Raw genomic sequence first — 15870 nt, 5'->3', positions numbered from 1 at the left:
GGTTTCCCAATGGTTGAAAAACCGTTGGGCCACTACGGTCGGGGATCTCCGCAGAAATTGTGCTTCACTCGGCCGAGTGGTTACGTGACGTCAATTCTCCGGCGCGCATAATGCTGTCGGGCGACCCTCGATCGTGAATCAGGCGGTGAGTTCCAGCGAGGAGCCCTCGCGGGCCTTGCGGACGCGCAGCCGGGTCGGGATGCGCTGCCGCAGCTCCTCGACGTGCGAGACGAGGCCGACGACCCGGCCGCCTGCGCGCAGTTCGTCCAGCGTCGTCATCACCAGCTCCAGGGTCTCGGCGTCGAGCGTGCCGAAGCCCTCGTCGATGAACAGCGTGTCGAGCACGGCGCCCGCCGCGACCACGTCGGCCAGGCCGAGGGCCAGGGACAGCGACGCCAGGAACGACTCGCCGCCGGACAGCGTCTTCGCCGGCCGCTGCTGCCCCGAGTAGTCGTCCATGACGTCGAGGCCCAGCCCGCCCCTCGTGCCGCGCGGACCGGCCTCGGTCGAGTGCACGAACCGGTAGCGGCCCTGGCTCATCCGCTCCAGCCGGGCACTGGCGGCCACCGCGACCTCCTCCAGCCGGGCGGCGAGCACGTACGTGCGCAGGGTCATGCTCCTGGTGTTCTGCCCCGACCCGTTGATCACGTCGGTCAACGCGTCCAGCTCGGCGAACTCGGCCTCCACCGGCTCCAGCCGCAGCCACGCGTCCCGGAGCTGCTCGGCCAGGTCGGCGGCGCGCGCGGCCCTCGTGCGGGCGTTCGTCAGCGCCGTGGCGGCCTCGGTCGCGGCGTCGCTCGCCGCTCGGAACCGCTCCTCCGCGCCCGCCACGTCGACCTCGGCGTCCGGGTCGGTGCCGGGCAGCTCGGCCAGCGTGCTCTCGGCCGCGGTCCTGGTCTTCTCGACGTCGCGGATCCGGGTCTCCAGCTCGGCGACGGCGGTGGCCGGGCGTGCCGCGGCGAGGGCGTCGGCCACGTCGGCGAACCCGGCGAGCGAGGCCAGCCGCGCCACCTCCAGCCGCTGGTCGGCCAGCCGTTCCTCGTGCTCGGCCACGGCGGCGCGCCGCGTGGCCAGCTCGGTCAGCGCGTCGGCCAGGTCGCTGAGGTGCGCGCGGCGCGTGACGACGTCCGGGAAGTCGCCGCGCGCCTCCTCCAGCCGCGCGCCGCGCTCCTCGACGGCCTCCACCAGCTGCGCCCGCTGCGCGCCCGCCTCGGCCAGCTCGCGTTCCAGCGCGCCACGCTGGTCGAGCGCGCGCTGCACCTTGGTCTCCAGCTCGGCCAGCTCGGCCTGCCTGCTCTCCCACTGCTCGGCGCACGCCGCCACGGACCGGTGCTCGCGCTCCAGCTCGGCCGGCGGCCGGTCGCCCAGCTGCTCGCGCAGCAACGCCAGCCGTTCGCCCAGCCGGTGCGCCTCCTGCTCGGCCCGCTGCCGCCGGTCCAGGGCGCGCTGGTCCTCGTCGGCGGCGCCGTCCTCGTCCAGGGCCGTCACCGCGTCCAGCATCGGCTGCGCGGGCGACGGGTGCTCGGCCGACCCGCACACCGGGCACTCGTGGCCCGCGCGCAGCCGACCGGCCAGCTCGACCGCCATCCCGTCCAGCCGCTCCCGGCGGATCCGGAGCAGCTTCTCGCGGGCCTTCTGCTGCGCGTCCACCGCGTCCCGCCGCGCCTCGTCCGCCTCCCGGAACGCCCGCTCCACGCGCGGCAGCTCGGCCGCGGCGGCGGCCAGCCCCGACACCTGCGGCAGCCGGGCCGCGGCCTCCGCCGACTCCTCGACCGCGCCCCTCGCGGCGGCCAGCCGGTGCGGCACCTCGTCCAGCTGCGTGACCAGCGTGGCCAGCCGCTGGGACGTGGTGGCGACGTCGCGGTCCAGCTGCGCGATCCGCCGCTGGTCCGCGCGCTGCCGCTCGGCCTCGGCGGCCAGGCTCGTGAGCCCGCCCGCCTCCTCTCGCAGGCGTTCGCCGTCACCGCGCAGGTCGGCGCCGTCGTAGCCGAGGGCGGACACGGCGACGGCCGCCGCCCGCTCCTGCGCGACGGCGGCGTCGAGCTCGCGCGCCAGCTTCACCGCGCGTTCGTGCGCGGGCGCCACGACCGCCGCCTGCCGGGCCGCGTCACGTTCGGCGACCCACGCCCGCAGGCTCGGCTCCACCTCGGCGTACCGGTCGAGGTGGCGGCGCGCGTCGCGCACCCGGCGGACCCGCTCGTGCCGCGCCCGCGCCTCCTGCCAGTCCCGCTCGGCGACGGCGCGCCGCCCGGACGCCTCGGCCGAGAGCCGCTCGGCGTCGCGCTCGTCCTCGTCCAGCCGCTTGAGCAGGGAGCTGAGCCACTCCTGGTCGCCGCCGCCCTCGGGCAGCTCCTCCAACGCGACCTCGGCGACCTTCAGCACCAGGTCGCGGTGCTCCTGGCCGAGCTGCGCGACCTCGCGCCTGCGGTCCGCGCGGCGTTCCCGGAACCACTTCTCCACGTCCAGGAACCGCTCCGTGCCGAACAGCTTCTCCAGCAGCTTCTCCCGCTCGGCGGTCTCCGCGCGCAGGAACCGGGCGAACTCGCCCTGCGGCAGCAGCACCACCTGGAAGAACTGCTCGGCCGTCATCCCGAGCAGGCCCTCGACCTCGCGGGCCACGTCGTCGATGCGGCTGTGCCCCTCTCCGGTCCACCCGCCGACCCACGTCAACGACACCTGCGCCTGCTGGCGGGTCGCGCCGTCGCCGCGCTTCTTCGGCCGCTCGTACTCGGGGCTGCGCTTGATCCGGAACCGCCGGCCGCGCACGGTCAGCTCCAGCTCCACGTACGTGGGCGTGTCGCGGTCGGCGTAGTCGCAGCGCAGGCGCTTCACGTCGCCGCGCGCGCCGGGGACCTTGCCGAACAGCGCGAACGCCACCGCGTCGAGCAGCGTCGTCTTGCCCGCGCCGGTGTCGCCGTGCAGGAGGAACAGGCCGTCCGCGCCGAGCAGGTCGAAGTCGACCTCCTCGCGCCGCGCGTACGGGCCGAACCCGCTGACCGCCAACCGGTGCAGCTTCACGACTCGTCCTCCCGGGCAGCCGCCGCGAACGCCTCGCGCAGCAGGTCCAGCTCGCGCGGGCCGGGCTGGTCGCCGCGCACGTCCTCGACGAAGCAGCAGGCGATCTCCTCGTCGCTGCGACCGCGCACCCGTTCGGCGAACCGCAGCTCGCCGGTCCGCCCGCCCTCCGGCCGCCACTCCACGTGCACCGCGTGCGGGAACCGCCGCTGCAGGCGGCGCAACGCGTCCAGCGGGCGCACCCGGTCGGTCAGCGTGACGGAGAGGAAGTGGTCCTCGACCGGCTCGTGGTCCGGGTCGAGCAGCAGGTCGTCCAGCGAGCCGCTCACCGTCGACAGCGCGCGGGGCACCGGCAGGGAACGCCGTTCCACCCCGGCCAGCCCGCCCGCGTCCAGCTCGACCAGCCACACCGACTTGTGGTGCCGCGCCTCGGAGAACGAGTACGCGACCGGGCTGCCCGAGTACCGCAGGTGCTCCGCCAACGTCTGCTGACCGTGCAGGTGGCCCAGCGCCACGTAGTCGACCCCGGCGAACACCGCGCCCGACACGTCCTGCACGCCGCCCACCGCGATGGTGCGCTCCGACTCGCACGGCTCGCCGCCGGTCACGAACGCGTGCGCCATGACCACCGATCGTGTGTTCTCCCGCGCCGCGAGGTCCAGCTTGATCCGCCGCATCGCCTCGGTGAGCACGCCGCCGTGGCCCTTGGCCTCCACGCCGAGCGCGTGCCGCGCCGTCTCGGGTTCCAGGAAGGGAACCCCGTACACCGCCACCGGGCCGTGCTCGTCGGCGAACAGCACCGGGTCGTGCAGCTCGGCCACGCGCGTGCGCAGGTGCAGGCCGCCCGCCTCGGCGAACGCCCCGAGGAAGCCCAGCCGGGCCGCCGAGTCGTGGTTGCCCGGCGTGATCACGATCTTCGCGCCCGCCTCGCGGATGCGCTTGAGCACCCGGGAGCACACGGCGACGGCTTCCGCGTTCGGCACGGCCCGGTCGAACAGGTCTCCCGCCACGACGACCGCGTCGACCCGCTCGTCCGCCACCGTGTCGGCGAGGCCGCCGAGCACCGATTCCTGCTCTTGCAGCAGGTCACGGCCGTGGAAGGTGCGCCCCACGTGCCAGTCGGACGTGTGCAGGATCAACACGTCGGCCACGCTAGGGCCGGCAGGCCGCCTGATCGTCCAACCCGCTCGGCGTGTCGCTCGAACGTGTGGTCGGACACGTGTGCGCGATGATCGGGGGATGACGGCGGTCCTCAGCACGGCGGCGGTGGTCGTGGCGCTCCTGCTCGCGGGCGCGTTGGTGTTCCTCTGGCGGCTCTACCAGGACAGCGTCCGGCGCACCGACGCCGCGCTGGCCGCGGTGCGGGCCGAACGGGAACGCGGCGACGCGCAGTGGGCGGCGTTGCAGCGCTACGAGGTGGCGTTCTCCTCGGTCAGCGGGCGCGGCGAGCTCGGCGAGAAGGTGCTGGTGGAGACGGCGCGGGTGCTCGGCCTGCGGGAGGGGATCCACTTCGACCTCCAGGTGGACGTGGCCGGCGGCGGCTCGGTGCGGCCGGACCTGGTGCTCAACGTCGGCGGCGGGCGGCGGGTGCCCGTCGACGCGAAGATGAGCATGGCCACGTGGGCGGAGGCGGTGGAGACCGACGACGCGACCGAGCGCGTCGACGCGCTGCGCGTGCACGTCCGCAACATCCGGGCGCGGGCCGCGGAGCTGGCGGGCAAGGGCTACCAGCGGTGGGCCGACGCGATCTACGGGACGATCATGTTCGTGCCGAACGACGGCGCGGTGGTCGCGGCCCTGGACACCGACCCGGAGCTGCTGCGGTGGCTGCTCGACCGGCGGGTGTTCCTGTGCGGGCCGACCGGGTTCGCGGTGATCGCGTCGGCGGCGATGTTCGCGGTGACCGACCGCGCGCTGGCCGACGACGTCGAGCAGGTCAGGGCGGCGGCGTCGCGGGCGCACCGGGCGGCGGACGGCGCCATCGACGCGGTGAACCTGTCGAGCACGCACCTGCAGCGGTTCCTGTCGGCGCGGCGGCGCGAGCTGGACGCGTTGGAGGGTTTCCGGGCGGCCGTCGAGCCGTTGAGCAACGCGTCGTCCGACGTCACACCCCTGCCGCTGGTGAGGCGGGCGGACGAGGCCGGCCTCGGTGCACCCTTGGACGCCCGGGAGGCGTAATAGAGTGTGCCGGGACTGAGCCGAACGAGGAGTGTGCGTGACCGCTGCAATGCGTGACGACTCGCGCAGCGAGCCGGAGGACGACGAGTTCGCCGCCGTCCGCTGGAACGACCGCGCCATGTTCGGCAGCTTCCGGGGTCTGCCCTGGTGGGCGGCCGTGCTCATCGCGTTCGTGGTGGCCATCGTCGGCACGTTCGTCGACGTGAGCTCGGCCACGAAGACCGTGGGCTGGGTGTTCGCCATCACGTTCTTCGTGGGCTGCGTCGGCGCGGTGGTGTTCGTCGAGCGGCGCTCGATGTTCGGCCCGATCGTCCAGCCGCCGCTGGTGCTGGCGATCGTGGTGCCGATCCTGGTCATGCTGACGCAGGGCATGCCCGGCGGCGGGCTGGCGACGATCGGCCTGGCGCTGGGCAAGCCGTTGATCGACGGTTTCCCGGCGATGGCGATCACCACGGCGTGCACGGTGATCATCGGCATCGTCCGCGTGACGACGCAGAAGGACCCGAACCGGCTGACCAAGGACGAGAAGCGCGAGGCGAAGGGCAAGCCGGACAAACCGCGCCGCGCCGACCGCGCCGACCGCTCCGCCGACCGCTCCGCTGACCGCCCGGACCGCGCCGAGAAGCCGCAGCCGGAGGACCGCCCCAAGAAGCGCCCCCGAGCCGACCGCGCCGAAGCGTCCGCCGACCGCCGCCGCCCGGCCCCGGCCGCCGACGAGGACCGCCCCAAGCGCCCCCGCCCCCCGGCCGGCTCCCCGGACCGCCCCCGCCGTCCCGCCCCGCCCCGTGAAGGCGGACGCCCCCCGCGCCGCCCCCGCCCGCGCGACGAGGACTGATCCGAGGCTCCCGGTCTGACGACGCGGTGGACGACGGTCACGCGACCCGGGACTCGTGGTCCAGCAGCCACCGCTTCACGTCCGCGCCCCACCTGAAGTTGCCGATCGCGCCGCCCGTGCGGATCACCCGGTGGCACGGCACGAACAGGGTGGCCGCGTTGCGGGCGCACGCGGTGGCAGCGGCGCGGACGGCGGACGGCCTGCCGGCCAGCAGGGCGTAGTCCGCGTAGCTGACCGGCTTGCCCGCCGTGACGGTGCGCAGCGCCTCCCACGCCTGCTGCATGAACTCGCCCCCGCGTTGCCGGACCGGGACGTCGGCGATCGCGTCCAGGTCACCGGCGTGGTAGGCGCGCACGGCCCTGGTGACCGCGCCCAGGTCGCGGCGGTGCGCGAGGGTCGTCGGGCGCAGCGACGGCGAGACCTGCGGCAGCAGCTCGTCCACGTCCGCGGTCCACCCGCTGGCGAGGACGGCGCCGTCCATGGCGACGACGGCGGTGAAAGGGCTGATCGGGGTGTCGGTGGTCGACACGTGGCCGGTGCTCACGCGGTCCTCCTCAAGTGCATCGCGGCGTACGAGCGCCACGGGCGCCACGCGATGTTGTCGCTGGTCAAAGGGATGTCAGGGGCGCCGAGCACGCGCATCACGACGTACGAGGCGACCTGCGGGCCGACGCCGGGGAACGCCGACAGCTCGGCGTGCAGCTCGTCCGCGTCACGGCCGACGTCGACCCGCAACGTGCCGTCGGCCAACGCGCGCGCCACCGGCGAGTCGATCGCCGACGGCGCCGGGTACAGGTGCGTCACCGGACCGTCGGGCTGCTCCAACGGCTCGCCCGGCGCGTCGTGGCCGAGCGCCCGGAGCAGGGTTTCCGCGCCGTCGACGCTCCCCGGCAGCCGCACGCCCGGCCGGGCGACGACCGACGGCCGCAACGCCGGGTCGGCGGACAGGAAGTCGTCCACGGCCACCGGGTCGGCGTCCAGGTCCAGCAGCCGCCGCACCCGGCTCACCGCGCTGCCCAGGTCACGCAGGTCGGTCAACCGCAACGTGCACGACACGTGCCCCGACGCGGGCTCCAGCAGCACGGTCGCCTGGCCGTGCGGCAGGCGCAACGACCGCGCGTAGGAGCGGTCCGTCACGTGCTCCACGCCCGGGATCGCGTGCGCCCGGAAGTACGCCAGGAGCCCCGCCGCGTCGAACGGCGGCCGGTACGGCAGGCGCAGCGTGATGCGGCCCGGCGTGGTCGCCGCGGCACGGGTCGAGCGCATCGCCGACGGCGTGGCCGCGAACACGGCCCGGATCGTGTCGTTGAACTGCCGCACGCTGGCGAAACCGGCCGCGAACGCGATGTCCGCGAACGACAGGTCCGTGGTCTCGATCAGCAACCTCGCCGAGTGCGCGCGGTGCGCCCGTGCCAGCGCCAGGGGGCCGGCGCCCAGTTCGGCGGCCAGCACGCGGGTCAGGTGGCGTTCCGAGTAGCCGAGCCGCGCCGCGAGCCCCGGCACGCCCTCCCGCTCCACCACGCCGTCGGAGATCAGGCGCATGGCGCGGGCGGCCAGGTCGGCCCGCAGGTTCCACTCCGGCGAGCCGGGCACGGCGTCGGGCAGGCACCGCCGGCACGCCCGGTAGCCGGCCGACTGCGCCGCCGCCGCGGTCGGGTAGAACTCGGCGTTGCGGCGCTTCGGCGTCACGGCGGGGCAGGACGGCCGGCAGTAGATCCGGGTCGTGCGCACCGCGAGGATGAAGCACCCGTCGAAGCGGGCGTCGCGGGCGGCGACGGCCCGGTAGGCGCGTTCGTCGTCGAGGAGCATGCGACCTACTCTGCCAGCGGCGGGAGGTGCGGTCTCGCGGGAATCGGACACGGCGTTGGGGGCGCGTAGACTCACCCACCGTGAGTTTGACCCTCGGTATCGTCGGCCTGCCCAACGTCGGCAAGTCCACCCTGTTCAACGCCCTCACGCGCAACGACGTGCTGGCGGCGAACTACCCGTTCGCGACCATCGAGCCGAACGTCGGCGTGGTGCCGCTGCCGGATGCCCGCCTGGCGAAGCTGGCGGAGATCTTCGGCTCCGAGCGCGAAGTGCCGGCGGTGGTGTCGTTCGTCGACATCGCGGGCATCGTGAAGGGAGCGTCCGAAGGCGCGGGGTTGGGGAACAAGTTCCTCGCCAACATCCGCGAGGCCAACGCGATCTGCCAGGTCATCCGGGTGTTCGACGACTCCGACGTGGTGCACGTCGACGGTCGGGTCGACGCGGCCGCCGACATCGAGACGATCAACACCGAGCTGATCCTGGCCGACCTCCAGACGCTGGAGAAGGCCATCCCGAGGCTGGAGAAGGAAGCCCGCACGCAGAAGGACCGCCGTCCGGCGCTGGAAGCGGCGCAGAAGGCGCGCGAGGTCCTCGACGGCGGGCGCACGCTGTTCGCCGCGCAGTCCGAAGTGGACGGTGAGCTGCTGCGCGAGCTGAGCCTGCTGACCGCGAAGCCGTTCCTGTACGTGTTCAACGCCGACGAGGCCGTGCTCACCGACGAGGCGAAGCTCAAGGAGCTGCGCGAGCTGGTGGCGCCCGCGGACGCGGTGTTCCTCGACGCCAAGGTCGAGGCGGAGCTGCTGGAGCTGGACGAGGAGTCCGCCCGCGAGCTGCTGGAGTCGATCGGTCAGCACGAGCCGGGCCTGTACTCGTTGGCACGGGCGGGCTTCCACACCCTGGGCCTGCAGACCTACCTGACCGCCGGCCCGAAGGAGTCGCGGGCGTGGACGATCCCCCAGGGCGCGACCGCGCCGCAGGCCGCCGGCGTGATCCACACGGACTTCGAGCGCGGCTTCATCAAGGCCGAGGTGGTCTCGTTCGAGGACCTGGTGGAGGCGGGCTCGATGGCCGCCGCGAAAGCCGCCGGCAAGGTCCGCATCGAGGGCAAGGACTACGTCATGGCCGACGGCGACGTCGTGGAGTTCCGCTTCAACGTCTGACCGGCTGATCGGAGAAGGAGGTCGGACAGCTCGTCCGGCCTCCTCGACATGCCTCGCCGTCCCCCGCGGTGGTACGACGTCCCGTGCCGAAGAAGGGGTGCCCGCCGTGTCCATCGCAAGACGCTCGCCCGATCAACAGGCTCATCGACGAGCTCGTCGTCGTCGCGGCCCGCTGCCACTGCTGATCCGCTTCCAACCCCGGTCGTCGCCGATGGGGCAGGACGCGTACGAGGGCGTGCACGAGAAGGCCGCCGTGCTGCTGGAGTCGGTCCTGCGCCGCCACCCGTTGACCGACGGGAACGAGCGGCTGGGGTGGATGCGGAGTTCCGGCTCGAAGGGTGATCACCGACCCGGCACGAGCTCGGCCAGGTCGATGTCGATCTCGAACGGCACGGTGACGTGCGGCGAGTCGCGGAACAGGCCGGTCGGGACGCAGGCCTTGGTCGGCTCGTCCAGTTCGTGGACGTGCACGACCGGCCCGACGGCCTCGCCCTCGACCAGCCAGTAGTGCCGGGTGAAAGCGAGCGCTCCGTCGATCAGTTCGGTGTGCCGGGGCGCCTGGGGCAGTCGGTCCAGATCCTCCGCGAACCAGCCTTCCTCGCGCGGTGGGCGCATCCAGTCGGGCAAGTCGGTCATGTCCTCACCGCACTGAGATTCGACGACTTCAGCAGCGATCACGGGTGCTCGACTCCTCGGCGTGGTGTCGATCAAGGACGCTGGGCGCCGGTCCGGCGCCCGGGTAGTCGCACGATGGCATGGCGCGACCGCGCGGTGGACCGCCGGTACCGGGAGCACAGGCCCCTGAACAGACCTCGGGGCGGTGCGCTCAGGTGAGCGCACCGCCCCGAGGTACTGTGCTGAAGGCGTCAGCGCACCTGGTTGCGGCTGTGGCGGGCCAGGGCGAAGACGCCCCCCGCGGTGGCGAGCATGGCCAGGGCAGAGACGGCGAACACGACGATGTCGGTGGTCATGCGATTTTTCCCCTTGCGTTGATCTCCCACTCGTCTTGACGTCCGGGTACCCGGTTTCGTGGCCCGACAGTCGTGTAATTCACACGATCGTGGAGGTAGATGCAGTGGGACTGCGTGCACTTGAGGGGCGGGTGCTCGCCTTCGCGCCGTGGATCCTGGCCGTGTCCCTGCTCGGGCACCTGGCGATGGTCGCGTTCCAGGCGAAGATGACCATGGTGGACCTGATGGTCTACCGGAACGCCTCACCCGAGCTGTTCACCGGTTTCCTCTACGACTGGCGGCTCAAGGAGTTCTCCGACCAGTTCGCCCTGCCGTTCACCTACCCGCCGTTCTCCGCGCTCGTCTTCGTGCCGCTGTCGTGGGTGCCGTGGGGCCTGGCCCGCTGGGCCTGGCAGCTCGCCTGCCTCGCCTGCCTGTGGTTCGTCACCCGCAAGTCCCTCCAGCTCGTCGGCAGCAACGACCCGCGCCGCGCGATGCTGTGGACCGGCCTGTTCGTCTGGGTCGAGCCGGTCCGCACGACCCTGAACTACGGCCAGATCAACCTGGTCCTGGCCGCCCTCCTGCTCGGCACGATGGTCAGCGCCCGCAGCTGGAAGCAGGGCGCGGGCGTCGGCGTCGCGGCCGGGTTGAAGCTCACGCCCGCCATCTCCGGCCTGTACTTCCTGCTCACCCGGCGCTACAAAGCGGCCGTGTGGTCGATCGCCGCGTTCTTCGGCACGGTCGGGCTCGGCTACCTGATCTCCCCGCGCCTGTCGACCGAGTACTGGTTCCACCTGCTCGGCGACGCCTCCCGCGTCGGCCCGGTCGGCTCGGCGATCAACCAGTCGCTGCGCGGCGCGCTGTCCCGCACGGTCGGGTACGACATCGGGACCGGGCCGATCTTCCTCGGCGCCGTCGTGGTCGCGGCCGTGCTCGCGGGGTTCGCGCTGCACGCGTCGGTGAAGGCCAAGGACACGCTGGCGATGATCGTGTCGGTCCAGTTCCTCGGCCTGCTCGTGTCGCCGATCTCGTGGAGCCACCACTGGGTGTGGGCGGTGCCCGCGCTGATGTGGCTCGTCCACGCGGCCAAGCACCGGCTCGCCACCGCCACGGCCGTCGCGTGGATCCTGGCGATCGGCAGCTACCTGATCTCGTTCCTGCTCAAGACGCAGCCGTCGATCTGGATCGTCTCGCGCCCCTGGTACTACTCGGCGCTGGGCTGGGTGTACCCGGCCGTGGGCGTGCTCACGCTCGTCACGGTCGCCGTGGTGCTCCGGCAGCGGGCGTCGTCGACGTCACAGGAAGACGTCGAGCACCCCGTCGATCTCCTCCGCGAGTGACACGTCCAGCGCCGTGATCCCGCCGCTGGAGTGCGTGCCGCAGCGGAACGTGAGCGTGCGCCAGCGGATGTCGATGTCGGGGTGGTGGTTGTCGTTCTCCGCGATCTCCGCCACCCGGTTCACCACCTGCAGCGCCTGGGCGAAGCTCTCCAGCTCCACCGTGCGCACCAGCGCGGCGTCCTTCGCCTGCCACGAGGGCAGCGAGGTCAGCGCGGCGGTCACCTGGTCGTCGGTCAGCAGCTCGGCCATGGCCCTGATCGTCCCACCGAGCGGGGTAAGCTGCGCGTTCGCCACGGGAGTCCGGTGCTGCGCCGGGCTGAGAGGAAGGCGCGCGAGCCTTCGACCGTCCACACCTGATCCGGGTCATGCCGGTGTAGGGAGAGATGATGTTCCGACGAGTGCTGCCCGCCGTGACCGCGTTCGCGCTGCTCACGGCCTGCTCGGTGACCACGTCCAGCACACCTCCGCCGGGGGAGCGGGTCGTCACGCTGGTGACGCACGACTCGTTCGCGCTGAGCCCCGAGCTGCTGGAGAAGTTCAAGACCGACACCGGCATCACGATCAAGCCCTTGGCCAGTGGCGACGCCGGAGAGGTGACGAACAAGCTGGTCCTGACCAAGGACGCCCCGATCGGTGACGTCGCCTTCGGCGTGGACTCCACGTTCGCCTCCCGCGCCCTGAAGGAAGGGGTGTTCGCCGAGTACGCGAGCCCCGAGGCGCAGCAGGGCGCGCAGCGCTACCAGCTCGACCCGCCGAACCGGCTGCACGCCGTCGACGTCGGCGACGTGTGCCTGAACATCGACGTCGCGGCGTTCAAGGACGTCGGCGAGCCGAAGCAGTACGCCGACCTGGCCGACCCGAAGTACAAGGACATGCTGGTGGTCGAGGACCCGGCGACGTCCTCCCCGGGCCTCGCGTTCCTGCTCGGCACCATCGCCGCGTTCGGCGAGGAGAACTGGCAGAACTACTGGGGTCAGCTCAAGGCCAACGGCGTGAAGGTCGTCAGCGGCTGGGAGGAGGCCTACACGCAGGACTTCTCCGGCTCCAGCGGCAAGGGGCCGCGGCCGATCGTGGTGTCCTACGCGTCGTCGCCGTCGGCGGAGCTCGGTGACGACGGCACGCCGCGCACCAAGGCGCTGCTCGACACGTGCTACCGCCAGGTCGAGTACGCGGGCGTGCTGAACGGCGCGAAGAACGCCGAGGACGCGAAGAAGGTCCTGGACTTCCTGCTCGGCGAGCAGGTGCAGGCCGACGTGCCGGGCCAGATGTACGTCTACCCGTCGCGGGAGGGCGTCGCGCTGCCGGAGGCGTGGACGAAGGCCGCGCCGCTGCCCGCCTCCGCGCGGTCGCTGCCCGCCGCCGAGGTCGACGCGAACCGCGAGCGGTGGGTGCGGCAGTGGCGCACGTTGGTCCAAGGCTGACCTGGACGCTCGCCGCGCTCCTGCCGCTGGCGTTCCTGGGCGTGTTCTTCGCCTGGCCGGTGCTCGCGATCGTCGCGCTCGGCCTGGACGAGGGCGGCGTGCTGCCGGTCCTGGCCCGGGCCGACACGTGGGACCTGGTCGGGTTCACCCTCGGTCAAGCCGCCGCGGCGACGGCGTTGGCGCTGGTCACGGGCCTGCCGGTGGCGTTCCTGCTGGCCCGGTGCCGGGTGCGGGGCACGGGGCTGGCGCGTGCGGCGGTGATGGTGCCGTTCGTGCTGCCGACCGTGGTGGTGGGGCTGGCGTTCCGGGCGTTGTGGCCCGACGGCGGCGTGCTGCCGATCGTGCTGGCCAACGCGTTCTTCAACGTCGCCGTGGTCGCCCGCACGGTCGGCGGCCTGTGGGCGCGGGTCGACCGGCGGGCGGAGGACGCGGCACGGGCCCTGGGCGCGTCCCGCGTCCGCGCGTTCACGTCCGTCGTGCTGCCGTCGTTGGCGCCGGCGATCGGGTCGGCGGCGTCGGTGGTGTTCCTGTTCTGCGCCACCAGCTTCGGCGTGGTGCTGGTGCTCGGCGGCGCGCGTCACCGCACCTTGGAGACCGAGATCTACCTGCGCACGGTGGAGCTGTTCGACCTGTCGGGCGCCGCCGCGCTGTCGTTGATCCAGTTCGCCGCCGTGATCGCGGTGCTCGTGATCGGCGGCCTGGCCCGCCGCAAGCGCGAGAAGTCCCTGTCGCTGCGGATCGAGCCACCCCGTCGGCCCACCGGCGGCGAGTGGGGCGTGGTCGTCGCGGCGTGGCTGGTCGTGGCGGCGCTGCTCGTCCCGGTCGTGGGACTGGTCGCCAGGTCCCTGGCCACCGACGACGGCTGGAGCTTCGCCGGGTACGCGGCCCTGGCGGGCACGGGTGAGCGGGGCACGCTGGCGGTCTCCGGCCTGGACGCGGCGCTGAACTCGGTGCGCACGGCCACCGACGCCACCCTCCTCGCGCTGCTGGTCGGCGTGACGTCCGCGATCGTCCTGGTCGGGCTGCGGCGGCACGGGTCCTGGTTCGCGGAGACCCTGGACACCGCGCTGATGCTGCCGCTGGGGGTGTCCGCCGTGACGCTCGGCTTCGGCTACCTGATCACCATGGACGCCCTCCCCGGCGATTTCCGCACCTCACCGCTCCTCGTTCCGCTGGCGCAGGCGTTGGTGGTGACGCCGTTGATCGTGCGGATCGTGCTGCCGGTGCTGCGCGCGGTGGACGAGCGGCTGCGGCAGGCGGCGGCGACGTTGGGCGCGAGCCCGTGGCGGGTGTGGCGCGAGGTGGACCTCCCGCTGGCGTCGCGGTCGCTGCTGGCGGCGGCCGGGTTCGGGTTCGTGGTGGCGTTGGGCGAGTTCGGCGCGACGAGCTTCCTGGCCCGGCCGGACGCGCCGACGTTGCCGGTGGTGATCGCGCGGCTGATGTCCCGGCCGGGTGAGCTGAACAGCCAGATGGCTTACGCCGCGTGCGCGTTGCTGATGGTGGTGACCACGCTGGCCGTGCTGGTGATCGAGCGGCTGCGCGTGCCGAGCGGCGGGGAGTTCTGATGTCGTTGCGGGTCGGCGGGTTGAGCGTGGCCTACGGTCCGGTGACCGCGGTGTCCGATGTGGACTTGGCCATCGCGGACGGCGAGGTGGTGGCGCTGCTCGGGCCGTCCGGGTGCGGGAAGTCGACGTTGCTGCGCGCCGTGGCCGGGTTGGAACCGCCTACCGCGGGCGTCGTGTCGTGGGACGGCGTCGACCTGGCCGGCACACCCGTGCACCGGCGGGGTTTCGGGTTGGTGTTCCAGGACGGCCAGCTGTTCCCGCACCGCGACGTGGCGGGCAACGTGGCGTTCGGGCTGCGGATGCGCCGGGTGGAGCGGGAGGCGCGCGAGAAGCGGGTGGCATCGCTGCTGGACCTGGTCGGCCTCGCGGGCTACGCCGACCGTCGCGTGACCGAGCTGTCCGGCGGTGAGCAACAGCGCGTGGCCCTGGCCCGCGCCCTCGCACCACGCCCCAAGCTGCTCCTGCTGGACGAACCGCTGTCCGCCCTCGACCGGGCGTTGCGGGAGCAACTGGCGGTGGACCTGGCCCGGCTGCTGCGTGACACGGGCGCGACGGCGCTGGTGGTGACCCACGACCACGACGAGGCGTTCACCCTGGCCGACCGGGTGGCGGTGATGCGGGCGGGCCGGATCGTGCAGGTCGGCGTGCCCACGCAGGTGTGGCAACACCCGGTCGACGTCGACACCGCCCGCTTCCTGGGCTGCGGCAGGATCCTGCACCCCTCCGCCGCCGAACACCTGGTGGGCGTGCACGCGCGGGTCGGCCTGCGTGCGACGGCACTGCGCGTCGACCCGTCCGGCGCCATCGAGGCGGAGGTCGTGGAACGCGTCCACCGCCGCGACCACGTGCGGCTGCTCGTGCGGCTGGCGGGCGAGGACTTCGAGGCGGTCGCCCCGGTCGCCGAGCCACCGTCACCAGGCGACCGCGTGACGCTGTCCGTGGACCACGACGGCGTCGCCATCATCGGCTGACTCGTCAGGTGACCGCGCCCGGCACAGCGGTCGCGGAGGGCGGCTGACCTACCACCGTCACCGACCCAGGTCGAGTGCGTACTCCACATCACCGTGCTCAGCGCCCTCGATGTAGTCCGGCCACTCCTCGTGGAACGTCCGCACGTACTGCAGCCCGACCTTCTCCAACACCCGCCGCGACCCGGTGTTCACCGCCATCGCGTACGCCACGATCCGCGTCAACCCCGTCGCACGCCCGTGCTCCACCAGCGCGGACGCCCCCTCGGTCGCATAACCACGCCCCCAGAAGTCGGGGTGCAGCCGATAGCCCAACTCGGCCACACCACCGCCCACCCCGCTCAACTCGAACCACCCTATGAACGCCCCGGCTCCGGCCTCCCCCGACACCGAGGCCCTCGACGCCCCCGCCCCCTTGAGCCGGGCCGCCCACCACCCCCCACCCGTCACCTTCGGCAGCACGACCCGCTCCACGTCCGCCCGCGACACCGGCTTGCCGTCCTCGATGTGCCGCATCACCCGCGGCTCGCCGAGCAACCACGCCACCGCGTCCACATCGGACTCCACGACCCCGCGCAGCACCAACCGCCGGGTCTCCAGCGTCACCACGTCCACGTCGCCGATTCTCG

Annotated in this window: 14 protein-coding genes and 1 pseudogene; 8 read left to right on the top strand and 7 right to left on the bottom strand. The window is 73.0% G+C overall.

What is annotated here, in order from left to right; genetic code table 11:
- Positions 1-138 precede the first annotated feature (138 nt).
- Entirely contained in the window at positions 139-3018 is a 2880-nt protein-coding gene (locus tag AB0H12_RS19935; protein WP_499624341.1) for an AAA family ATPase, read from the bottom strand.
- Positions 3015-4157 carry a metallophosphoesterase family protein gene (locus AB0H12_RS19930; RefSeq protein WP_499624340.1) on the bottom strand — a complete coding sequence of 381 codons (1143 nt, stop codon included), beginning with the start codon at positions 4155-4157 and terminating at the stop codon, positions 3015-3017. The genes AB0H12_RS19935 and AB0H12_RS19930 overlap by 4 nt, the downstream gene beginning before the upstream one ends.
- A gap of 97 nt (positions 4158-4254) precedes the next feature.
- Between AB0H12_RS19930 and AB0H12_RS19925 the strand changes: the two genes are divergently transcribed.
- Together AB0H12_RS19925 and AB0H12_RS19920 are read left to right on the top strand one after the other, a co-directional pair.
- On the top strand, positions 4255-5193 hold the full coding sequence (locus AB0H12_RS19925; RefSeq protein WP_499624338.1) for a DNA recombination protein RmuC: 939 nt from the start codon (positions 4255-4257) through the stop codon (positions 5191-5193).
- A 37-nt stretch (positions 5194-5230) separates the two neighbouring features.
- Complete coding sequence (locus AB0H12_RS19920) at positions 5231-6028, top strand: DUF6542 domain-containing protein (RefSeq protein WP_499624336.1); 798 nt, start codon at positions 5231-5233, stop codon at positions 6026-6028.
- Positions 6029-6065: 37 nt separating this feature from the next.
- Here the strand turns inward: AB0H12_RS19920 and AB0H12_RS19915 are convergent, their stop codons facing one another.
- Entirely contained in the window at positions 6066-6572 is a 507-nt protein-coding gene (locus AB0H12_RS19915) for a methylated-DNA--[protein]-cysteine S-methyltransferase (protein ID WP_499624334.1), read from the bottom strand.
- Entirely contained in the window at positions 6569-7837 is a 1269-nt protein-coding gene (locus AB0H12_RS19910) for a bifunctional transcriptional activator/DNA repair enzyme AdaA (RefSeq protein ID WP_499624332.1), read from the bottom strand. Before AB0H12_RS19910 ends, AB0H12_RS19915 begins: the two co-directional genes overlap by 4 nt.
- 80 nt (positions 7838-7917) lie before the next feature.
- On the opposite strand from AB0H12_RS19910, the gene ychF reads away from it, so the two are divergent.
- Positions 7918-8997, top strand: a complete 1080-nt coding sequence (ychF, locus tag AB0H12_RS19905; protein ID WP_499624330.1) for a redox-regulated ATPase YchF — start codon at positions 7918-7920, stop codon at positions 8995-8997.
- Between the two features lie 193 nt (positions 8998-9190).
- Positions 9191-9316, top strand: a pseudogene (locus AB0H12_RS19900) (Fic family protein); the annotation flags it as partial.
- A 23-nt stretch (positions 9317-9339) separates the two neighbouring features.
- Here AB0H12_RS19900 and AB0H12_RS19895 read toward each other — a convergent pair.
- Positions 9340-9633 (bottom strand): hypothetical protein, encoded by a 294-nt coding sequence (locus AB0H12_RS19895; protein WP_499624428.1) that lies wholly within the window; start codon positions 9631-9633, stop codon positions 9340-9342.
- Between the two features lie 439 nt (positions 9634-10072).
- On the opposite strand from AB0H12_RS19895, the gene AB0H12_RS19890 reads away from it, so the two are divergent.
- The gene (locus AB0H12_RS19890; RefSeq protein WP_499624328.1) at positions 10073-11287 is read left to right on the top strand and encodes a mannosyltransferase; all 1215 of its coding nucleotides are present in this window, start codon (positions 10073-10075) and stop codon (positions 11285-11287) included.
- On the opposite strand, the gene AB0H12_RS19885 is transcribed toward AB0H12_RS19890, so the two are convergent.
- Positions 11243-11536, bottom strand: coding sequence for a 4a-hydroxytetrahydrobiopterin dehydratase (locus tag AB0H12_RS19885; protein WP_498774268.1), 294 nt, complete (start codon positions 11534-11536; stop codon positions 11243-11245). The genes AB0H12_RS19890 and AB0H12_RS19885 overlap by 45 nt on opposite strands.
- A gap of 137 nt (positions 11537-11673) precedes the next feature.
- Here AB0H12_RS19885 and AB0H12_RS19880 point away from each other — a divergent pair, with 137 nt between their 5' ends.
- The 3 genes from AB0H12_RS19880 to AB0H12_RS19870 are packed head-to-tail and all read left to right on the top strand — an operon-like array spanning position 11674 to position 15244.
- Positions 11674-12708 carry a thiamine ABC transporter substrate-binding protein gene (locus AB0H12_RS19880; RefSeq protein WP_499624326.1) on the top strand — a complete coding sequence of 345 codons (1035 nt, stop codon included), beginning with the start codon at positions 11674-11676 and terminating at the stop codon, positions 12706-12708.
- On the top strand, positions 12684-14273 hold the full coding sequence (locus tag AB0H12_RS19875; protein WP_499624324.1) for an ABC transporter permease: 1590 nt from the start codon (positions 12684-12686) through the stop codon (positions 14271-14273). Before AB0H12_RS19880 ends, AB0H12_RS19875 begins: the two co-directional genes overlap by 25 nt.
- A complete protein-coding gene (locus AB0H12_RS19870) occupies positions 14273-15244 on the top strand; it encodes an ABC transporter ATP-binding protein (protein WP_499624322.1) in 972 nt (323 codons plus the stop codon). Before AB0H12_RS19875 ends, AB0H12_RS19870 begins: the two co-directional genes overlap by 1 nt.
- A 57-nt stretch (positions 15245-15301) precedes the next feature.
- Here AB0H12_RS19870 and AB0H12_RS19865 read toward each other — a convergent pair whose 3' ends face one another.
- Positions 15302-15856, bottom strand: a complete 555-nt coding sequence (locus AB0H12_RS19865; protein WP_499624320.1) for a GNAT family N-acetyltransferase — start codon at positions 15854-15856, stop codon at positions 15302-15304.
- Positions 15857-15870 lie beyond the last annotated feature (14 nt).

Origin of the sequence: Actinosynnema sp. NPDC023794 (genome assembly GCF_040639675.1) — a bacterium.
Lineage (GTDB): Bacteria > Actinomycetota > Actinomycetes > Mycobacteriales > Pseudonocardiaceae > Actinosynnema > Actinosynnema luteola.
This window is presented reverse-complemented; position numbering and strand designations above follow the sequence as displayed.